The following is a 21,730-nucleotide window of genomic DNA, read 5'->3' as shown; positions in this document are numbered from 1 at the left end:
AACTATGTCTTTAATTAAACAACACAATTCTTCACACAAATGTGCAGAGTGGTTACCTGTTAAGAAACTATCCCAAAACCGGTGGTTAATTTTGGCCTTTTCTTTTGCCCTGATTAGCCTGCAATCTAATGCTAAAAATCTATTACTGAATATTGATATGGGAAAAACCAGACTGGAAAAAACCAGCTTATTCAATAATGAGTTCTCAAAGGCCAATTTTCTTGATATAAGCGGAAAAGTTGTAGATGAAAACGGGTTACCCATCCCTGCAGCAACCGTTACGGTTAAAGGAACCAAAATATTTACCCAGGCCGATGCCAACGGCCGGTTTTTGCTCAAAAACATCGAAGATGGCGACATTATCATTGTTACTTACGTAGGTTATAAGCCTTTCGAAGTAAAAGCTTCGGCCGGTATGGTGATTAAAATGGTGCCTCAATCCAACCTGGATGAAGTTGTTGTAGTAGGCTACGGATCGCAAAAGAAGAGAAACATTACAGGATCAGTGTCTTCTGTAAAAATGGATAAAATTGCTGTTATTCCGGTTTCTAATCTTTCAAATGCCTTAGCGGGCAGGGCTCCGGGCATTACGGTTACCAACAGCTCAGGCCTTGCTGGCGCCACTTCCAGTATCCGTGTAAGGGGAAGTTTCAGGGAACCCCTGTATGTTATTAATGGAGTAATAAAAAACAAAGCTTCTTTTGATGCGCTGGATCCGAATGAGGTAGATCAGATCAGTATTTTAAAAGATGCGGCATCTGCTGCAATTTATGGTGCACAGGCGGGTAATGGCGTGGTAGTGGTAACCACTAAAACAGGTAAGGTGCAAAAGCCACAGTTTAATTTTCAGGCAACCAACACATTATCTACCACTACCCAAACGCCACTGGGCGATATTACGACAGCCGCTGATGAGCTGACCTATCAAAACAGGGTAACCAGGTTTGAATGGGAACAAGGCCCGAGAACAACCCCTTATGTGCAGCCCAATAACCAGAGAGAGTTTGATTATTTTAAGGATAAGATCTACAACGTAAACGATTATGTGTGGCGCAATCCATATTCTCAGAAATATGCCTTTAGTGTTAATGGCGGCAGTGATAAAATTACTTATTACACCATGGCGGGTTATACCAATGAGCAGGGCACTTATAACAATGTAAACTTCGCAAAATTCAATTTGCGATCGGATGTTACCACCCAATTGAGCAATGCCATTTCGATGAATTTGAATTTATCGGCCTCCCAGCAAAACAACCGCCGCTTTTTTTGGCAGGGCGATTCTGCCGATGATTTTAACGTGGGTGATTTTTACCGCGTAACCTTTAACTGGACCAAACTATATCCTTTTTATACAGAGGCTGATGGCACCCCTGCCAATCATGTTACGGCATTTCCGGTGCAAACCCCGTTAGGCAGTTTTCAGGCCTGGAGTGTTATCGATCAGGTGAATGGCGACCGGTATATCGACACTAAAAACAGGCAGTTCAACCCTATTTTAACGTTTAATGTAAAATTAGATGCCATTACCAAAGGTTTATCTGCCAAAGTTGTTGGAAATTACGAGGCAGTAGATTACATGCGGAAAACATTTATTACTTACCAAAAAAACTATGTTTTTATTCCGAAAGAGGCAAGCGGCAATCGTTTTATTCCGGCAGCGCCAGATCCGGCAAGAACAAATACCTATACCTTCGGTCAAACCCAGCCAAGCTTAAGTTATGAAATGAACAATGCCTGGCGGTACCAGCTAAACGGCTTTTTAAATTACGACAGGTCCTTCGATAAACATAAAGTAACTGCACAGGCTATATTCGAGCAATCGGAATTTAAAACCACTTACATTACCACTACCGGATATGCGCCTACAGCGAGTATCGACCAGATGTTTGCCTACTCCACCTCGGCCGGCAACAGAACTGGCAATGCAACTGAAGCCGTTGGCGTTAACGGTGGAAACGCCTTTAACTCATGGATTTCGAACATGGCATGGATCGGCAGGCTGGGCTATAATTTCGACGAAAAATACCTTGTTGATTTTTCATTCCGGTACGATGGAACACCACTCGTTGCGGAAACTAAAAGATGGGGTTTCTTCCCTTCTGTATCTGCGGGCTGGAGAATATCTCAGGAAAGTTTCGTAAAAGATCACGTAAAATGGCTGAGTGATTTAAAACTACGCGCATCATATGGTACAACCGGAAATTTAGTCACTACAGATAACAACACACTTAGTCCTTTTGGCTTTGAACAAACCTATGGCAACGGCAACTCCTATATTTTTGGCAATACCCTTTTCCGTGGCGTTTCGCCGGGCAATATTCCCAGTCCAAACCAAACCTGGGCAACCATTTATAACTACAACCTAGGCCTGGATTTTGGTCTGTTAAACAATAAACTAACCGGCTCCGTTGATGCTTTTTTAAACAACATGAAAGATATCCTGGGAACCCGGTCGGTTACTATTCCGGCAAGTTTCGGACAAGGTACAGCACCAGAAAACTATGCAGCCAGAAGTTTTAGGGGAATAGATTTTAACCTGGAATGGCAGGATAAGGTTGGCGAAGTTTCTTATTCGGTATTTGGCAATTTAGGTTATGCAAAAGACCGCTGGGATGTACTGGATCAAAGTGCAGATTATTTGCCGGGTGGCGCAAACGCCTGGCGTAATGCAATCGGACAGCCAAACAACAGGATTATCGGTTTAAAAGCCATTGATTTAATCAGAACGCAGGAACAGCTGGATGCCTTAAACGCCAGGGGATTTTTACAATATGGCAGAAAACCTTATCTGGGTGCTATTCTTTACGAAGATGTACGTGGTGATGCTTATGCCCCCGGTGCCAACAATAAAATAGACGACAATGATTTTCAGGTGCTGAGCAATAATGCTTTGCCAAGAATAAATTTTGGTTTTGGTTTCAGGGTTAACTGGAAAGGTTTTTCTGTAGATGCATTATTACAGGGTGTTGGCGCTTACGATAAAGTGATCAGTAACCAGGAAGGAGGCGGTATGCGGCAGCATGGCGGTAATTTCCGCACGTATTACCCGATATGGGCCGGCGATGTATGGACACCCGAAAATCCTAATGCCAAATATCCAAGGCCTGTTGGCCAGAACTGGCAGGAATCCGGCACGGGGACTTCGAGTTTCTGGATGGTTAATGGTTCTTACCTGCGTTTAAGAAACATCAATGTGGCTTACGATTTACCGCAAAAATGGGTAAGCAAAGCCGGACTGGCCGGTACACAGATTTACTTTAATGGCACCAACTTATTAACCTTTTCAGCCCTGAAAGAGTTTCAGGATCCTGAACAAAATAACTATGATTCCTTCCCGATTATGAAAACCTTTACCCTGGGCTTAAATGTTAAATTTTAACCGGTTATTCTAAAAAATGAAAAAGATATTTCTATTCCTCATAGCCGTTACCTTGTTCTCGGCATGCAAAAAAGCACTCGATGTTGATAATTTAACGGCTTACGACCCTGATCAGATCTGGAATGATCCGTTGCTTGCCGATGCCTATTTAACCAATATTTACCCTACTGCATTTGGCAACTGGAATGTGGGTGCCGATCGCAACAGCGACCAGTTATCGGGTATTGTTTTTCCGCAAGATGCCGTAACCATTACCAACGGAGGTTTGGGCAACTGGAACTATAATCCCGTTAGGTTGGTAAACCAGGCCATTTTAAACATTCCGAAAGGAACTTTACCCGAGGCCACCAAAAACAGGATTTTAGGGGAAGCTTATTTTTTAAGGGCTTACTTTTATTTTGGCATGGTGCGCACCTATGGCGGAGTGCCCTATATTAAAATCCCTCAGGACAGGTACACCGACGAGCTAAACGTGCCCCGCAACTCCACTAAAGAATGTTTTGATTTTATGAATGCCGATCTAGACCAGGCCATTACTTTATTGCCAAAACGTAATTTACCCACCGCAGCAAACTGGGGAAGAATTGACGGGAACTTTGCCTTAGCTTTTAAAGCCAGAATGGCACTTTACAAAGCTTCGCCGCAGTTTAATCCGGGTAATCCATGGGATAATGCTTACTGGGCCGATGCATATACGGTAAATAAAAAAGCTTATGATGATTTAAAATCGCAGGGTTATAAACTGGTAAGTGATTATGCCAACATTGCACTAGCTGAACGTAATACGGAAGTGGTGTTTTCCGTAATCAATCAGTTTCCTGATAAAACAGCCAGCTGGGACAATGGTGCACGCCCTTTATCATTATCAAGGGGAAATGTGGTAGCCGGTCCAACTTTAGAGTTTGTTAAGGCTTTTCCCATGAAGGATGGAAAGCTATATAACGACGTTTCTGGCAAATACACGGTTTCTGATGCAGATTTTTTAAAATCGTACTGGAAAAACAGAGACCCAAGATTTGAAAAATCGATGGTGTGGAATGCAAAAACGTATCCTGTTGCCGGTACCGTTACAGGCTATCGCCAATATACAGCTTTAGGTATTGCCAATGCGCTGGATAACAACGGAATTAACCCAAATTCGCCTGACCGATCTACCAACAACAACGTACATACCGGTTTCTTTATCCTGAAAAACTGCGACCTGAGCTTAACCCAGGCCACAGTATTACAATACGGAATTGATTATGTATTAATGCGTTATGCAGAAGTAATGCTCAATTATGCAGAGGCGGCGAATGAAACCAACCATTTGGCAGAAGCACTGGATATTTTAAAGCAGATTAGAACCAGGGCAGGCATTGAACCTGGTACCGACGGTAATTACGGTATTGTGGCAAATACCCGCGAGCAAATGCGCAAAGCCATTATGGACGAACGAAACATTGAACTATGTTTTGAAGGTTTCAGGTTTAACGACCTGCGAAGATGGCGGATGTTCAGTTTACTGGATAATAAAGGTAAAACCGGATTGGAAGCCATAGCCATAGAGGCTGATGGTACAGAAATGGCATTGGAAAAGGCAAGATCGCTTGGTCAGGCCAGCCAGCTGCTAGAAGAAAATTTTAAATATGTTCCACTGGCTGTACCACAATCGGGCAATAAAATAAATGTTGTTCCCGATAAATATTATTTCGCTCCGATACAGCAGAGTATTATCGCAAACGCCAATAAACTACAGCAGAACAAAGATTGGGGAGGCACTTTCGACCCTACGCTCCAATAATAAACAGAAAGAATAAGGGGTGTGCCCTGTAGCCGCCCCTTTTTTTAATAAAACACTGTTAAATAAATGATCATAAATGACTAAACCCATAAAACCACTTCCCTACTTATTTTTCATCTTCTTTTTTACCAGCTTATTTTCCAATGCCGCTACCCCTATCGAAGATTTAGCAAAAAGGATAGCCAAACCCTACGCCAAAAACATCATTTTTGAACAAATACCAGGCAATAATGGAAAAGATTTTTTCGGGCTGGAAAGTAAAAATGGCAAGCTGCTTGTAAAGGGGAACAGCTATAACGCTATGGCTTATGGCCTTAACCACTACCTCAAATATTATTGCAATACCTCAATTTCGTGGTATAAAGACGATAAAATTGACCTTCCGAAAGTAATGCCGGTAGTAGCGGGCAAAGTTAACCAGGAAGCCAGGGTTAAAAACCGTTTCTTTTTAAATTATTGCACTTTTGGCTATACCATGCCCTGGTGGGGATGGAAAGACTGGGAACATTTAATAGACTGGATGGCGCTTAACGGCATCAACATGCCACTTTCCATTACCGGGCAGGAGGCCATCTGGTACAAAGTATGGACAAAAATGGGTTTAAGCGATGAGCAGATCCGCGGTTATTTTACCGGCCCGGCTTTTTTGCCATGGCACCGCATGTCGAACATCGACCACTGGGACGGTCCATTACCTAAATCGTGGCTTGAGAATCAACTCGCACTGCAAAAGAAAATTGTTAAACGCGAACGTGAACTGAACATGAAACCAATTTTGCCAGCTTTTGCAGGGCATGTTCCACAGGCCATTAAAACCAAATTCCCCAATGCAAAAATTACCGATCTGGGTACCTGGGGAGGTTTTAGTGAAGAATATTACAGCCACTTCCTCGATCCTTTCGACCCTTTATTTAAACAGATACAAACTGCTTTTTTAGAAGAGCAGACCAAAGAATTTGGTACCGACCACATTTATGGAGCTGATCCATTTAACGAAGTAACTCCACCCAGCTGGGAGCCAAAATACCTGGCCAGTGCTGCAGATGTAATTTATAGCTCGATGAAATCTGTAGATCCATCAGCCGAGTGGCTGCAAATGACCTGGGTATTTTATTTTATGCGCAAAGACTGGACAAATGAGCGCATTAAAGCGTTTGTAAGGGCCGTACCACAGGATAAAATGACACTTTTGGATTATTATGCTGAAAGTACAGAAGTATGGAAACTCACCGAATCTTATTTTAATCAACCTTATATCTGGTGCTACCTGGGTAATTTTGGTGGCAACAGTATGCTGGTTGGCAACCTGCAAACAGTAGAAGACAGAATGGAAAATGCATTTAAAAACGGTGGTGCAAATTTAACCGGAATAGGCTCTACCCTCGAAGGTTTTGATGTTAACCCCATTATGTACGATTATGTTTTTGAAAAGGCATGGAGCACAGGCAAAACAGATGTAAGCAATTGGACAAATAACTGGGCCAACAGAAGATTGGGCACTGTAGATGCAAATACTCAGGCCGCATGGAACGAGCTGGTAAAAGAAGTGTATAATAAGCCTTCGCAATTGGGCCAGGGGATCTTAGTAAACGCGAAACCCAGTTTAAAAGGTACTGTACATTGGACACCCAACCCAAAATTTAACTACAATAACAAAACACTTTTTGGCATATGGCAGAAAATGCTTGCGGTTCCAAATGCAGCGCATCAATCTTACAGTTATGATCTTGTTAACATTGGCAGGCAGGTTTTGGGTAACCATTTTATAAAATTGAGAGACGACTTTACAGCAGCCTATGAAAAAAAGGATATTGCAGAAATGACCAGAAAGAAAGAAGAGATGTTAAGCCTGATTGATGACCTTGATAAATTGCTGGCCACGCAACCAAGCATGCTTTTAGGAAAATGGATAGCTGACGCCAGAAAACTCGGTAAAAATGCCCTTGAAAAGGATTATTACGAAAAGGACGCCAGAATGCTGATAACCGTATGGGGTGGCAAACAACGCTCGCTAAACGACTATGGCAACCGCAGCTGGGCAGGCTTAACAGGCGATTTTTACAAAAAAAGATGGCAAATGTTTTTGGATGATGTTTTACTGAGTGCTAAAGAAGGAAACAAATTTGATGAGAAAGCTTTTAAACTAAAAACGTATGCTTTTGAAGATAAATGGCTTTTAGAAAAACAAAAATATGCCGATAAACCAAAAGGCAATAGTTATCAGCTTAGTTTAGAACTGATGCATAAATATGCAGCATCGGTTAATTAAAATAGATCCGGAATCATAACTCTTCTATCAATATAACGCCTGAGATCATTTGATTTTGGGCGTTGTATTTTCTGCACGCTTTTACCTGCAGTAAGTTTTTATATCCGCTCGCGAATACAATTGTATAAATTAAAAACAACCGGCTGTTTATTTTTATTATCCTTAAATTGGAACAAAAATCTATAGCATATGAAAATCCTGATTACTTTTTTACTTTGTGTTACCGGTTTTGTAAGCCAGGCACAAACCTCTAAAGAACTTATTGGAAAATGGAAACTGGTAAAGGAGACGACAAATGGCGTGGTAAAAACGCCAGACAATGTGTACCAGGTGTTTATGGAAGGTGGTAAATTTGAAGGGATTAACGGAAACAATTCGCGTACCGGCAAATGGAAACTTTCCGAAGACAATAAAAAACTAACGGTCAGAATCAGTATTGTGTCCATCAAATTTGACGTGGAGTATTTTGATGCTAAAAAAAGGATCATCAGCAGCGACAAAATCGGAACACTGGAATATGAGAAAGTTGAATAATGCAGTTTATTTAAGTTAATCATCCCGCTCCGATGTTTACCAGATTCAATCCCGTAGAAAAATCAGTCCACTTTCCTGACGACAGGAGGTTTGTTGCATAAAAAGTTATTCTGGAATGATTTGCAGAAGAAGGAAAGCAGACAGGGACGGTTATTTTCTGTAATCTAGCTTGCATCACATCGAACCGTTTCCATTGCTGCAAGCTCAAAGGTTAGGTTAACCGATCGCCCGTGAAGCGGTCTGGTGCAATGCTTAACCATTGCAGGAATGGTAAACAGCTGTCCTGGTTTCAGCTCAACCGTACGGTCTTCAAGATCGATTAATAAAATGCCTTCGATGGCCATAAAAGTTTCATCACTGTTAGGATGGTAGTGCCAGTAAAAAGATTCTGTCATTACCCCTACCCTTACTATATGGTCGTTAAAAAGTGAAAGCGGAACATTTTTATAGCTGCTTATACCAGCAGTTTCCTGCTCAATATCAATTACGGTAAGCTGAGGGATCGTCTTAGTCATTTTTATTTTAGTTTAAAATAGGGCCCGAGTTCATTCTTACAGTGACCAAACAGCAAGTTCATAACCATCAGGATCAAGAAACTGGAACCTGCGTCCACCAGGAAAATCAAATATTTCTTTTGAAATCACCCCTCCTGCGTTAAGCACCTTTGTTTTGGTTGCTTCCAAATCCTCTGAGTAAAGAATAACCAGGATACTTCCTTTCGAAGGCTCACCCAAAGTAAAACCTCCGTCTACAAAATCCCCTTCAAAAGCGGTATATTCCGGCCCGTAATCGGTAAAATTCCATCCGAACGCCCCGGTGTAAAATGCTTTTACCTTCTCCAGATCGCGCGAGAGGAATTCAAGGTACTGAACCTGCTGGTGCTTAAGTTTCTGCTGGTTGTTGCTCATAATATTCCTTTTTTTTTCAAAAATACCGATAAATGACCTTATCCTTTTCGAAAAATTCAATAAATCATTTTCCCTTACACAAAAACCTTTACGGCGATGGTTTTCTCTAAAAATAATCTGCCAGATTGTTGGGTTGCTGATCTCCATACATCTTAAATCGTTAAAATTGAGGCATGTAATTGTTTTATTTAAGGATCATTCTATATTTATGCCTGCTGAAAAATAAATTTCAATTTAGCGCATTTAATTAGCCCAGGGCATATTTAAACAACATTATCACGCGTATAATTAAATAGCCTCTAATGTTAATATCGAGCTTGTTTCACTACGGAACAAATACCACTTTAATCCTGAGCTCATTAAACTTTCTCCACTATAAACCTGTCCATCTTCAGTAAACTGCGGTTTAGCCTCTGCTCTCAGGTTTATTTCCTTAATTTTGTACTTCTTTTTCGGATCCAGACCATTTAAGATGATGGCCGGATAATTTTGTGCCTCGCTCACCATCAAATTATAAGCAAAAAGTATAGCGTTAGTTTTAGTACTATCTATGTACATTAAAGAGGCACTATTCGTTTTATATGGAGATACCAGGCGGTATAAGTCGCCATAATTGATTAAAGGTTGTAATCGCTTATAATTTTCTACTGCCGCTTTACTAAATTCGATATCCTTCTGGCTCATTTTCTTTACCTGCACATCGAAACCCATTTTGCCCGACATTGCCACATCCAGCTTAAATTTTAAGGACTGCTTGCCCCAGTCGGTAACATGGTTACAAATGGTTAAGGCTGGAAAGAAATAGGAATATCCCCATTGTATCTTTATGCGGTCTAACGGATTGGTATTGTCACTTGCCCAAAACTCCTGAAAGTATTTAAGTGCCCCATACTCTACCCTGGCGCCTCCACTGGCACAAAGCATCATTTCCAGATCCGGATATTTGGCTCTTACCCGGTTCAACACATGGTAAAGTCCCTGAGTGTATTTCACAAATAAGGCATTCTGGTCTTTTCCCATAAAGACGCTGTATGGATTGCTCATCACGCGATTGCAATCCCATTTCATGTAAGCTATACCGGGCGATTGCCGCATTAAATTATCCACCACACCAAACACAAAATCCTGAACTTTCGGATTACTAAGATCGAGCACCAGCTGGGTACGCTGCAAATCTTCAGGACGATTTGGTGCTTTTAAAAGCCAATCAGGATGTTTTTCATATAACTCACTTTTAGGATTAACCATTTCTGGTTCTATCCAGATCCCAAAATTAATATTTTTGTTTTTTGCTTCTTTTACCAGATAACTTATACCGTTGGTTAGCTTTTTCTTATTCACTTCCCAGTCTCCAAGTCCGGCTTTATCATTATCACGCGGATATTTATTTGCAAACCAGCCATCATCCAGTAGAAAAAGATCGACGCCCAATTTTTTCGCACCATCAAATAAATTAACAAGTGTGTCCTGATTAAATTTAAAATAAGTTGCCTCCCAATTATTCAATAAGGTCTGCCTGCGCTGTTCTCCCTTCCAGATGCCGTTTTTAATTGCCCAATGGTGAAAATTTCTGCTTACCTGACCCTGCCCGCCGTTGGTATAGGTAAAGATGAAATGCGGTGTCGAAAAACTTTCCTTGGTTTTTAAGCGATAGGCTGATGCATAGGCGTTAATGCCACAGATCACTTTCAGTGCCTCTCCAAGTCGTGAGTTGTTTTTAAAAGTCTCAAATTGTAAATCAAAATTACCGCTCCAGGCCAGAGAGCCACCAAAAACCTCTCCTTTATTTTCGTCGTCAAGCTGCTCTTTCGATAGCATAAAAGATGACAGGCCATTTTCTACAGTTTTAACACCAAGTTTAGATTGAATGCTGTAAAGCCCATTTGGCAGCAGAAATTGTTCCATCTGCGCCTCTATTCCCCAATCGCCGTTAAAACGTGTAAGGTAATTGGTAGCGCCGGGGAAATTTAAAAATACAGAAGCATAACGGTTCAGCAACACATCACCTTTCTCCTGATTTTCGATAACCGTCCAGGTTTCAATAATATTTTCTTTTTGAAAAGCCTTAAAATGCAGGTTTACATAAAAATCATATGCCGGATCTTTTAACCGGATATTAGTTTCAATTACGTTATCATCCAACTTCCTTATTTCTTTTGATAAGTACGCCAGCTGCAGCGACATATTGCCATCTGCATGTGTTACGGCTAAAGCAGGTTCCTGGAGATAAGTAGCTCCGCCTGTAGCATAGGCTGGCAATTCGTATGCATTTATATTCCGGTAGGAGGCAGAATCAAGCAGATTAGTACCAAAGTAAATTTGGTTTAACTGTTTGTCTTTATTTACGCTGTAAACCAATGCTGATTTCTCGGTACCGATTATAATTTTTTGTGCATTTAAATTTAAGTGGTAAAATATGGCCAGGGCAAATATCAAAAAACCGCGATTGTTTCTATACTTCATTTGTAAGAGATGCTTGTTTGTTAAAGGATATAATGATGTAAAGCCACATTCTGCATGGTTAGATCATCAGCAACATCAGTAAACAAATTTAACAAACACTAAACAAAAGACTAACCAGCTATTAACGGATTAAGATAAGATCTTAACCTAAGATATACCACAGCACATTAATTTGTGATGACCGGTAGCCAAATAAGAAACAAAATATTTAGATGATAACCGGATGGTTTAAAGACTTTTAACTGTATCTGAATTTTTATGCCAAATGCATTACCGCATAAAGCGCTGTTAAAGAAACCATTATCCACAGCAACAAACCCTGAAGCAAAGGTTTAAAACCTACCGCTAACAATATTTTCCGCGATAGTCCTGCCCCTATTAAAAAAAGTGTAAGGGTAAGCCCTGCTTTTGCAACAGAGATTAAATAAGGACGCCATGCAGCAATGGCCGGCAAATAGGTATTGACTACAATGGCCAGTACAAACAAGATAATAAAGTAGGGAAAACTGATTTTTTTGGATGGGTTTTTAAATAAAAAGGTAGACAGAAAAGCTACAGGAATAATCCATAGCGCACGTGCCAGTTTTACGGTTGTGGCCACCTCAAGGGCTTTTGCCCCGAATTTACTGGCTGCTCCTACCACCGAGCTGGTATCGTGAATGGCAATGGCGCACCATAAGCCAAACTGGCTTTGCGAAAGGTTTAAATAATGCCCTACGAGTGGAAAAACTAAAAGCGCCAGGGCATTAAAAATAAATATGCAGCCTAAAGCTACAGAAACCTGCTTCTCTCCGGCAAGTATTACGGGTGAAATGGCGGCAATGGCACTTCCGCCGCAAATGGCCGTCCCTGACGAGACGAGGTAAGCAGTCTTTTTATCGATACAGAGCCATTTGCCAATAAAATACCCCATAACCAGCGTTCCGATAATTGAGAATAAGGTAAAAATTATACCTTCTTTACCTGCCTGAAGCGCCGAATGCACGTTCATCCCGAAACCAAGCCCTACAACAGAAAACTGAAGCAATAAACTGGTACCTTTATGATTAAGCGCCATATAAGGATGGCCGGTAAACTGAGCAACAGCAAAACCTAGCAAAAGCGCAACTGTTGGACTTACAAATGGGGTAAGGCAAAGTATTATGCAACCTGTAAATACAATTTTTTTAGTGCGTGGATTTACTTTGAAAATAAGCCCCTCATCAGATTGGGCAGAATGGCTATGAATATTCATTTCGTTATGGTTTTGACATTCAAATATCCATAACAATAAACCTGTTTTTAAATTACAATTACGAATGATCGATAACTAAAAGTTATTAAATAACACATTTAATTAATGTATTTTTTGTTTTTTAGCAAAGCGGATAAACAATTCTGCAAGCGAAGAGGCCTGCCCGTGTTGGCGGATAAAATGAAATGGCCGTTCGATATTCAATCCCTTTACATCAATAATCCGGAGTTCATTATTCCTGAGTTCTTTTAATATCGAATAAACAGAAACAAAAGCCAAACAATCGCTATGGCTCAAATACGATTTAATACTTTCCGTACCACCCAGCTGCATTTCCATTTTCAGGTCAGAAAGTTTAATGTGTTGCTTAGCCAATGCCACACCAATTACTTCGCGTGTGCCAGACCCCGGTTCTCTTAATAAAAACGGATAATTAAGCAACTCTTCGGGTTTTAAAATATCCTTTCTGATTTTAGTATTGCCTGAGGCGGCTACCAGCACAATTTCATCACGCAGATAAGGTTCATAACTGATTTGCGGGCTACGCGAAATACCTTCAATAATGCCAATTTCTACCTCTCTGGCCAACAAAGCCTGTTCGATATCTTCCGTATTTCCGGTTAGCAACTGAACATTTACCGAACCAAATTTTTTATGGAACAATGCAAGCACTTTTGGCAGGATATATTGCGCAACGGTTGTACTGGCTCCTATCCTCAGCACACCACCATGTTCCTTATTCAGCAGGTTCAGATCATATTCCAGCTCGCCATATACCGCAATTAGCTGTTCGGCATAAGCAAGCAGTACCTTTCCGGCAGCGGTTAGTGCTATTTTTCTATTTCCACTACGTTCAAAAAACGTTGTTTTATATTGTATCTCTAATTCTTTAATGTGTTTGGTTACCGCAGGCTGCGAAATAAAAAGTTCAGCCGCCGCACGGGTAAAACTGAGGCGCCTGGCCACGGCATAAAAAACCTGCAATCTGAAATCGAGCATATTCTTATAAATATTTACAAGTATATAAAATCTGGTTTATTTGTTATTGGTTAACTGGTTAATGGTTTGATTGTTTATAACCAACGATAATAAGAAATTTGCCTGTGCAAACAATTAACTCCAGATCTGGGACTAAAGACTACGGACTAACTTAACCAAATCCATTTAAGCTTATTATTCGTTTATTTACATATAAAAACACATACAATGAAAATATTAATCGCACTATCATTTCTGTTAAGTTTTGGGTTCTATGCCAATAGTCAGGAAACCAAGACTCAAATAAAAAACCCATATTATTCCCGCACCGATACTAAAAAATTAAATGTTAAAAATTCGGAATGGAAAAAAATCTTATCTCCTGCTTTGTATGCGGTAGCGCGGGAAGCGAACACCGAAAGGGCCTTTACAGGAAAGTTATGGAACGCCAACCAGAAAGGAACCTACTATTGTGCTGTTTGTGGCAATGCCTTATTTAAATCGGACGCTAAGTTTGCCAGTGAATGCGGCTGGCCAAGTTTTTTTGAAACCATCCGTAAGGGAAGCACCATTTACAAAGAAGATAACAGTTTAGGTATGGAACGCACAGAAGTAGAATGTGGCCGTTGTAATTCGCATTTAGGGCATATTTTCGACGACGGGCCTGCTCCTACCCATAAACGTTATTGCATGAATTCGATCGCGCTTGACTTTGAGCCTGATGGTTTCGCACAGTAAACAGGCTTAAATAAAAAAGGCTTTCTTTACCATTAAGAAAGCCTTTTTTTTTACAGATCAGTATCTTTTTAGCTTAAGATAATCTGGTAATTTACATTTACTCTTTTCGGATAATTGCTTTCCTCACTGTTTAAGGAAACAAATGCCGCATTGCCATGAACTTCATTTTTCAATGCATGTTCGTAATGCGCCTGGATAGCTTCCTGATAATTCTGCTGAACGCTTTTTGTAGTTTCGGCTAAAAGATTTCTGTCATTCAGGTTTTCCGGCAATAAAGTAATATCGCAGTTTCCTTCACTGATTTCTTTGACTAAGTATTTCATTTTTGGTTTTAAATCTTCGTTTCCTGTTTTATGAATAACATTTCGAGAACAGCCAAAAATATGGTAACGCTTTATTTTTCATGTAATCTAAAAGTTAATTTTTAGCCTAAAATCATGTATTAATTTTAATTCAACGCGTATCATTCTAACCACAGCAGGCTGGCACCATCAAAATAAGGCTTCACAGCCATCCTAATCACATACTTATAAACGAATATAAAAAGACTGAAACTTTTAGTTAATGCCTTTGTTTAATTATACAGAACGCATTTATTTACAATACGTTAATCTAAATTAGAGGATAAGGAAATGAAAAAGATATTGGTGGTTGATGATAATAAGGAGATATTAGAGGTTATAGAACTGATTTTAGGATCGGAAGGCTACGAGGTAAATGGGTTATGGGATGCAAGCAAGCTGAATCAAAGGATTACGGATTTTAAACCAGATTTAATTTTACTCGACGTTATGCTGGGCGTGCTGGACGGGCGTGATCTTTGTAATCTACTTAAAAAGAACAAATTAACAGATCATATTCCTGTGATTATGATATCAGCCAGCCATACCCTGGGCGATATGAAAAGCCATGTTTGCCACCCGAACGATTTTATAGCCAAACCATTTGATATCAATAACCTGATTAATAAAGTAGGCGCTCAGCTCGTAGCTTAAGGTTTCTGATTAAAGAAATTATTCATAAAAACGCTCTGAAATTTAATGGCATTTGCCCAGTATTCCCAATTGTGGGCACCTGGTCTTGTAGTAAAATCGTGAGGAATATTATTATACAACAGTTCATCATGCAGGCGCACGTTAACTTTATAGAAAAAATCCTCTGTTCCGCAATCGATTGTAATCGCTAATGATTTGGGTTTAATAAGATTCACCAGATCAATCACACTGTGTTGTTTCCAGCGTTCAGGAAATTCATCTTCCGCTCCCAGTCTTTTCGGAATGTTCCATCCGTTCGGGAAAGGTTTAATATCAACACCACCGCTCATACTGCCCGCAGCACCGTAAACATCCTGATGTTTAATGGCCAGATAAAGCGCCCCATGGCCGCCCATACTTAAACCCGTTATTGCCCTCCCCCTTTTTTCGGCTATAGTTTTATAATGTTCATCAATATACCCTACAAGTTCTTTGGCAACATAGGTTTCGTACTTCCATTCAGGATCAACCGGACTATCAAAATACCAGCTGGTTACATTTCCATCAGCACATACAATAATGAACTGGTACTCATCTGCCAGGTTTTTAATTTCAGGTACTTTTTTAACCCACTCGGCATAATTGCCTCCCGCACCATGAAGCAGGTACATTACAGGAAAAGATTTTCCGGTTTTGTAGCTATCGGGCTTAATTACCACAGCTTTAATATTTTTTTTCATCGATTTGCTATAGGTTAAAGCGGTATCTACTTCGGCAGCATAAACTATTTTTGTAAATAAAAACAAACAAACGGTGAGTAAAAAGTGGTTTTTCATTATCAAATTATAATATGGTCAGGCAATACGATGCTAAATTTATAAAATAACCCCATATTCTTTACAATTTCTTACAATTAAAAATAAAAATGATACTTGCTGTGTATAAATCCTCCTTCTAAAAGAAATAAAACTTTAAAACAATTTTGTTACATTATGGTTGTTGAACGGATGAACCTGCAAAACATGAATAAAACCTATCCATTTTACATCAAGGCGCCTGTAATCCTTTTAGGCCTGGTTATTATAGTATTTATGATGAGCGTACTGCGAGATATCCTGGTACCATTGGCTTTCGCGGCCTTAATCGCCATTTTACTTAATCCGCTCACCAACCGTTTCGAAAGAAAAATGCCAAAAATATTAAGTATCATCCTTTCCATGCTGATCGGTTTGTTGGTTGTGGCAGGAGTACTTTATTTTCTATCTTCGCAGGTGGCCCACTTTTTTGATGACCTGGACAGCATTAAGCATAAATTATCACAATTACTTGAAGAAATAAGAAGCTGGTTACAAACTACCTTTGGTATTTCTACACAAAAGCAGATGCAAATGGTTAATGATGCCGCGAATGGCAGTAAAGCATTGATCGGCCAAACACTTAGCGGCTTAATGGGTGTTTTAAGTGTGGTTTTCCTGATTCCGGTTTATACTTTTTTAATTTTGTTATATAAAACACTGATCCTCAATTTCATTTACGAAGTATTTTCGGAAGAGAACAAAGAAAAAGTTGCAGAGATTTTGGGCGAAACTAAAGCAGCCATACAAAGTTATATTATTGGTTTATTGATTGAAACTTCTATTGTTGCAGTAATGAACTCTGTAGCTTTATTGATCCTCGGTGTACAAAATGCTATTCTCATCGGTGTTATCGGCGCCATATTAAACCTGCTCCCTTATATTGGTGGTATTATTGCTATTGCATTGCCGGTATTGATGGCCACCTTAACTAAAGATGGTTTTACCACCCAGTTATTAATTATTGCGGCTTATGCTTTAATCCAGTTTATCGACAATAATATTCTCGTACCACGCATTGTTTCGAGCAAGGTGCAGATTAATGCCTTAATTTCTATTGTAATTGTACTAATGGGCGCCGCACTTTGGGGCATACCGGGCATGTTCCTGTCCATCCCATTTATTGCAGTATTAAAAATCATTTTCGACCGGATCGACGGACTGAAACCCTGGGGTAAACTGCTGGGCGATAACATCCCTACAGAGCATATGGGCCAGATGAAAAGGTTTAGGAGGAAGAAAATTACAACTGCATAAAGTTTATAGATTTAGTTAAGGGAAGTCATCATCTCCTTGGCATCGCAACGTGGAGAGATCTATATTGAGATAGATTGCTCTGCTACGCTCGAAATGACGGTAAATTATGGAAGTTATAGATAGAAATTTTTGCAGATCATATCGATTTTATGCAATAAACTCAAACTCGAAATAACGATTTGTTTTATTACATTTGGGCTACACAAACAACCATGAAACTAAGCTCTTTTCTGTGCCTCACGCTATTGGCTATGGCGCTAATTTCTAAAAGTTTTGCCCAAAACAAACTTCAACCTGCCTCATTTATCACATTTAACGGTTACAGCACCAACTTTGCCGAAAAAATAGATAAAAAGGAACCTGTAACTATTGCTTTTTTAGGTGGATCGATTACCAATATGGAAGGCTGGCGTGGTTTAGTCTGCAATTATTTAACTAAAACCTATCCGCAAACAAAATTTAAATTTATCAATGCAGGTATTCCTTCATTAGGTAGTTTACCACATGCTTTCCGCCTGCAGCGTGATGTGCTCGACAGCGGGAAAATAGATTTATTATTTGTAGAATCGGCCGTTAATGATCATGTAAACAAAACGGCAGAACAAAATCAACGTCGCGCTTTAGAGGGTATCATCAGGCATACATTAAACAAAAACCCGAAAACCAATATCGTATTGATGGCTTTTGCCGATGAAGACAAAAACAATGATTTCGATAAAGGTAAAACACCGGTTGAGGTAAAAGTACACAGCGATTTAGCCGAATATTACCATTTGCCATTTATAAACCTGGCTTTAGAAGTTGATAAACGCATTGCCAACAAGGAATTTACCTGGGCCGCTGATTTTAAAGATCTTCACCCTGCGCCTTTCGGGCAACAGCTTTATTTTAATACTATTAAAACTTACCTCGAAGAAAACCAGAAGAACACCAATAAAAAAGCAGATTCTGGTGTACCTAAAATCATTGATAAATTTGCCTATACCAAAGGTCAGTACGTAAACATTAGCGCGGCAGAAAACCTGAATACCTTTAGCATTAACAAAAACTGGAAACCTGCTGACGGTTTAGAAGCCAGGCCTGGTTTCGTAAATATCCCTGTACTGGAAAGCAGCACGCGAAACAGTAGCTTCGATTTCATTTTTAAAGGCAATGCAGTAGGTATCGCCGTTTTATCAGGACCTGATGCCGGCATGCTGCACTACCGGATTGATGGCGGAGAAGAGAAAATAATTGATCTGTACACACAATGGAGCGCAAGCCTGCATTTACCCTGGTATTTGTTATTAGGCGACCAGTTAGGAGGTGGTGAGCATAAACTAAGTGTGCGTACCAGCGAATATCACCATCCAAAATCTACAGGATATACCTGCCGTATTGCTTATTTTCTGGTAAACAATAATTAACTGTTAGTATGGGTTTACAATCCATACCGATCGAACATCAACTTTTCAAACGGTTAACCGGTTAATTAAAATTACCTTACTTAATCGATTTAGTTTAAAGCAAACAATATCCATCCTTATTTGCTTATATAACAAAAACAGCTCATGAAAAACATCAAATTAATTATCCCTGCCCTTCTGGTTTTATTTTCAGCCTGTAGCGAAGCCACAAGAAATACGGCAAACAGCAAAAGCGACAGCACAGCACAGGCTACTACATCAGGAAAAACAGATTCGCTTGAAGCCAAAATAAAAATTAATGGTAATGTTGCCCCCGGCGATCCACTATTATTAAGGTTTGTGGTGTACAATAACAGCGATACGGCCAAAAGTTTCTGTATCTGGCATACCCCGTTTGAGCCCTTAATGAGCAGTTATTTAAGCATCACCGACGAAAAAGGAGAAGAAGCACAGTACAAAGGGGCGATGGCAAAAAGGGTAATGCCGCCACCTGCATCCAGTTATTCGAAAGTAAATGCCGGAGATAGCCTGGTTGCAAACGCAGATTTGCTTAAAGCTTACGATTTGAAAAAAGGATCGAGTTACAAAGTAATTTACACCGGTGGCAATATGAGCGGACTGGTATCGAAAGATACAGTAACCTTTATCTATACCGAATTACATTAATTTTCAGTTTTTCCAGCAAATTACCCGAAGCATTTCACCCCTAATTTTGTCGCATTTACACTTTTGCGGTTGTAAAAGATCCAATAACTTTAAATAAAATTTAAAACAAAAAAAAATGGAAAATACAACAGCAATCACCGTAGAAACAACAGTAAATGCACCGGTAGAAAAAGTCTGGGAATTCTGGAACAATCCTGATCACATTACCAAGTGGAGTTTTGCTTCGCCAGACTGGCATACTCCATATTCGGAAAATGATTTAAAAGTGGGTGGTAAATTTAAAAGTACCATGGCCGCAAAAGATGGCAGCATGAGTTTCGATTTTGGCGGAACTTATACCACGGTTGATACGAACAAAAAAATTGAATATAGCCTGGAGGACGGCAGAAATGTAAGTATCATTTTCGAACCTTTAAGCGAACAAACCAGGATTATTGAAACTTTTGATCCGGAATCTACCAATCCTGTTGAAATGCAACGTGGCGGATGGCAGGCTATCCTGGATAATTTTAAAAAATATACGGAAGAGGGGTAATAATTTCATAAACGCCCTCCTCTCGAATGGAACGCAGTGGAGTGGAGAGAGCTACCTAGAAACAGACTTCTCGACTTCGTTGCACTCCGCTCGAAATGACGACCTGACTGGTAAATGTTCATAGCAACGGATGATCATTCAAAATGAATGTGGCACTTTTTTGTAATCCTTTTGTCTTATTTTGAGGTTCGGCATGATAACTGATTAATCAAAATTGGTTAAAAGGGTGTTTTTATTGGTCAGTAAGTAACATTTCGAATATTATTTGATTCGCATAATTTTTGATTTGAACCGAATACTTTGATATTGCGGCCATAATTTACATTTGCCGTGTAAATTATACACTATGCCACGCATATCTTTATTTTATTTTTCACTATTATTATTTATTAGTTTCTCTGTTGGTACAAGCGCGCAAACACTTAGCTTAAAACAAGCTGTTAACACCGCCATTACCAATTACGGCACCATTAAGGCAAAAGATGATTATGCAAATGCATCAAAATCTTCTGTACAACAGGCCAGTAGAGAGTATCTCCCCAACTTTAGTTTAAGTGCCCAACAAGATTATGGCACCATTAATGGCCAAAACGGTCCGCAGTATGGCTTAGGTGGCTTAGGTACTGCTTCATCTGGTCCATCTTTAGATAAGCAAAACTGGAATGCTGCATTTGGCGGATTATATTTAGCCAATGTAAACTGGGACTTTTTCACTTTCGGAAGAATCCGCGACCGCATAAAAGTGGCCAATGCTGCTTATCAAAGGGATAAAAATGATCTGGAGCAGGAGAAATTCCAGCAGGAAATCCGCGTATCTGCTGCTTATTTAAATTTACTGGCTGCCCAGCGCTTAACCAGATCGCAACAAAAAAATCTCGATCGTGCCATTACCTTTCAAAATACAGCCATTATCAGGGCTAAAAACGGCTTAATTGCAGGAGTAGATTCTTCCTTTGCTAAAGCCGAGGTTTCGAATGCCAAAATCGCTTTAACCAAGGCAAAAGACCTGGAGCAGGAACAAGCCAACCGTTTAGGGGTTTTAATGGGTTTAACGGCCACCTCTTACGACCTCGATACTGCTTCCATTACGCGTATCCCTGGCAATCTGCTCGAAGATACTTTAGTTAAAACGTCACATCCGCTTTTAAAGTTTTATCAGAACCGGGTAGATGTGAGCGATCAACAGGTTAACTATTTCAAAAAACTCTATTACCCTACATTTACTTTTTTTGGCGTAATGCAAGGAAGGGGATCTGGTTTTGGCCCGGGTTACGCCCTGGATCAGAGCGCTTATTCTACCAGTTATGCAGATGGTATAAATCCCACCCGCGGAAACTATTTGATTGGCATAGGAATGACCTGGAATTTATCTACTTTGTTAAAAAACCGTCCGCAAGTACGTGCACAAGAATACATTAGCCAGGGCCTGAAAGAAGAATACAACATGGTAGATCAGCAATTGAGGGCGCAACTGGCACTGGCCGAAACCAAACTGAATAATGCATTGGCCAATTACAGGGAAGCACCGATCCAGGTTAAAGCCGCGTCTGACGCTTATCTACAAAAAAACACTTTGTATAAAAATGGATTAACCACCCTGGTTGATCTTACGCAGGCACTTTTTACCCTAAACAGGGCCGAAACAGACCGGGATATTGCCTTTACCAATGTATGGCAGGCGCTGCTGCTAAAATCGGCAGCTTTGGGCAATTACGATATATTTATCAACGAATTTTAATCTGGCTATAT

At 40.0% G+C, this 21,730-nt stretch carries 18 protein-coding genes; 11 read left to right on the top strand and 7 right to left on the bottom strand.

Features of this window, described 5'->3' with window-relative positions; translation table 11 throughout:
• Window positions 1–4 precede the first annotated feature (4 nt).
• The 4 genes from ABD769_RS05135 to ABD769_RS05120 all read left to right on the top strand — a co-directional run bounded on the left by ABD769_RS05135 (window position 5) and on the right by ABD769_RS05120 (window position 7,968).
• Window positions 5–3,382 (top strand): SusC/RagA family TonB-linked outer membrane protein, encoded by a 3,378-nt coding sequence (locus ABD769_RS05135; protein ID WP_344849956.1) that lies wholly within the window; start codon window positions 5–7, stop codon window positions 3,380–3,382.
• A gap of 16 nt (window positions 3,383–3,398) precedes the next feature.
• Complete coding sequence (locus tag ABD769_RS05130; protein ID WP_344849954.1) at window positions 3,399–5,165, top strand: RagB/SusD family nutrient uptake outer membrane protein; 1,767 nt, start codon at window positions 3,399–3,401, stop codon at window positions 5,163–5,165.
• A 76-nt stretch (window positions 5,166–5,241) separates the two neighbouring features.
• Window positions 5,242–7,434, top strand: a complete 2,193-nt coding sequence (locus tag ABD769_RS05125; protein WP_344849952.1) for an alpha-N-acetylglucosaminidase — start codon at window positions 5,242–5,244, stop codon at window positions 7,432–7,434.
• Window positions 7,435–7,623: 189 nt separating this feature from the next.
• Complete coding sequence (locus tag ABD769_RS05120) at window positions 7,624–7,968, top strand: lipocalin-like domain-containing protein (RefSeq protein ID WP_344849950.1); 345 nt, start codon at window positions 7,624–7,626, stop codon at window positions 7,966–7,968.
• Window positions 7,969–8,132: 164 nt separating this feature from the next.
• On the opposite strand, the gene ABD769_RS05115 is transcribed toward ABD769_RS05120, so the two are convergent.
• The 5 genes from ABD769_RS05115 to ABD769_RS05095 form a co-directional block, all read right to left on the bottom strand.
• A complete protein-coding gene (locus tag ABD769_RS05115) occupies window positions 8,133–8,483 on the bottom strand; it encodes a cupin domain-containing protein (protein WP_344849948.1) in 351 nt (116 codons plus the stop codon).
• A 36-nt stretch (window positions 8,484–8,519) separates the two neighbouring features.
• Window positions 8,520–9,023: a VOC family protein gene (locus ABD769_RS05110; RefSeq protein ID WP_344849947.1), complete on the bottom strand. Its 504-nt coding sequence runs from the start codon at window positions 9,021–9,023 to the stop codon at window positions 8,520–8,522.
• A gap of 141 nt (window positions 9,024–9,164) precedes the next feature.
• The gene (locus ABD769_RS05105; protein ID WP_344849945.1) at window positions 9,165–11,339 is read right to left on the bottom strand and encodes an alpha-galactosidase; all 2,175 of its coding nucleotides are present in this window, start codon (window positions 11,337–11,339) and stop codon (window positions 9,165–9,167) included.
• A 256-nt stretch (window positions 11,340–11,595) separates the two neighbouring features.
• A complete protein-coding gene (locus ABD769_RS05100) occupies window positions 11,596–12,573 on the bottom strand; it encodes a YeiH family protein (protein WP_344849944.1) in 978 nt (325 codons plus the stop codon).
• Window positions 12,574–12,675: 102 nt separating this feature from the next.
• Window positions 12,676–13,572, bottom strand: coding sequence for a LysR family transcriptional regulator (locus tag ABD769_RS05095; RefSeq protein WP_344849942.1), 897 nt, complete (start codon window positions 13,570–13,572; stop codon window positions 12,676–12,678).
• 207 nt (window positions 13,573–13,779) lie between these two features.
• Between ABD769_RS05095 and msrB the strand changes: the two genes are divergently transcribed.
• Entirely contained in the window at window positions 13,780–14,289 is a 510-nt protein-coding gene (gene msrB, locus ABD769_RS05090) for a peptide-methionine (R)-S-oxide reductase MsrB (RefSeq protein ID WP_344849940.1), read from the top strand.
• Between the two features lie 68 nt (window positions 14,290–14,357).
• Here the strand turns inward: msrB and ABD769_RS05085 are convergent, their stop codons facing one another.
• On the bottom strand, window positions 14,358–14,612 hold the full coding sequence (locus tag ABD769_RS05085; protein ID WP_344849937.1) for a hypothetical protein: 255 nt from the start codon (window positions 14,610–14,612) through the stop codon (window positions 14,358–14,360).
• Window positions 14,613–14,921: 309 nt separating this feature from the next.
• On the opposite strand from ABD769_RS05085, the gene ABD769_RS05080 reads away from it, so the two are divergent.
• The gene (locus ABD769_RS05080) at window positions 14,922–15,284 is read left to right on the top strand and encodes a response regulator (protein ID WP_344849935.1); all 363 of its coding nucleotides are present in this window, start codon (window positions 14,922–14,924) and stop codon (window positions 15,282–15,284) included.
• On the opposite strand, the gene ABD769_RS05075 is transcribed toward ABD769_RS05080, so the two are convergent.
• A complete protein-coding gene (locus tag ABD769_RS05075; protein WP_344849932.1) occupies window positions 15,281–16,099 on the bottom strand; it encodes an alpha/beta hydrolase in 819 nt (272 codons plus the stop codon). The genes ABD769_RS05080 and ABD769_RS05075 overlap by 4 nt on opposite strands.
• Before the next feature lie 186 nt (window positions 16,100–16,285).
• Between ABD769_RS05075 and ABD769_RS05070 the strand changes: the two genes are divergently transcribed.
• The 5 genes from ABD769_RS05070 (at window position 16,286) to ABD769_RS05050 (ending at window position 21,719) form a co-directional block, all read left to right on the top strand.
• A complete protein-coding gene (locus tag ABD769_RS05070) occupies window positions 16,286–17,374 on the top strand; it encodes an AI-2E family transporter (protein ID WP_344849930.1) in 1,089 nt (362 codons plus the stop codon).
• A gap of 212 nt (window positions 17,375–17,586) precedes the next feature.
• Window positions 17,587–18,780 (top strand): SGNH/GDSL hydrolase family protein, encoded by a 1,194-nt coding sequence (locus tag ABD769_RS05065; RefSeq protein ID WP_344849928.1) that lies wholly within the window; start codon window positions 17,587–17,589, stop codon window positions 18,778–18,780.
• A gap of 144 nt (window positions 18,781–18,924) precedes the next feature.
• On the top strand, window positions 18,925–19,446 hold the full coding sequence (locus ABD769_RS05060; protein WP_344849926.1) for a protease: 522 nt from the start codon (window positions 18,925–18,927) through the stop codon (window positions 19,444–19,446).
• Window positions 19,447–19,561: 115 nt separating this feature from the next.
• The gene (locus ABD769_RS05055) at window positions 19,562–19,981 is read left to right on the top strand and encodes an SRPBCC family protein (RefSeq protein ID WP_344849924.1); all 420 of its coding nucleotides are present in this window, start codon (window positions 19,562–19,564) and stop codon (window positions 19,979–19,981) included.
• A gap of 346 nt (window positions 19,982–20,327) precedes the next feature.
• The gene (locus ABD769_RS05050; RefSeq protein ID WP_344849923.1) at window positions 20,328–21,719 is read left to right on the top strand and encodes a TolC family protein; all 1,392 of its coding nucleotides are present in this window, start codon (window positions 20,328–20,330) and stop codon (window positions 21,717–21,719) included.
• The last annotated feature ends 11 nt before the right edge of the window (window positions 21,720–21,730 follow it).

Source organism: Pedobacter jeongneungensis (assembly GCF_039538295.1).
Taxonomy (GTDB): domain Bacteria; phylum Bacteroidota; class Bacteroidia; order Sphingobacteriales; family Sphingobacteriaceae; genus Pedobacter; species Pedobacter jeongneungensis.
Note: the sequence above shows the minus strand (reverse complement) of the source record. Positions and strands in the feature narration are given on the sequence as shown.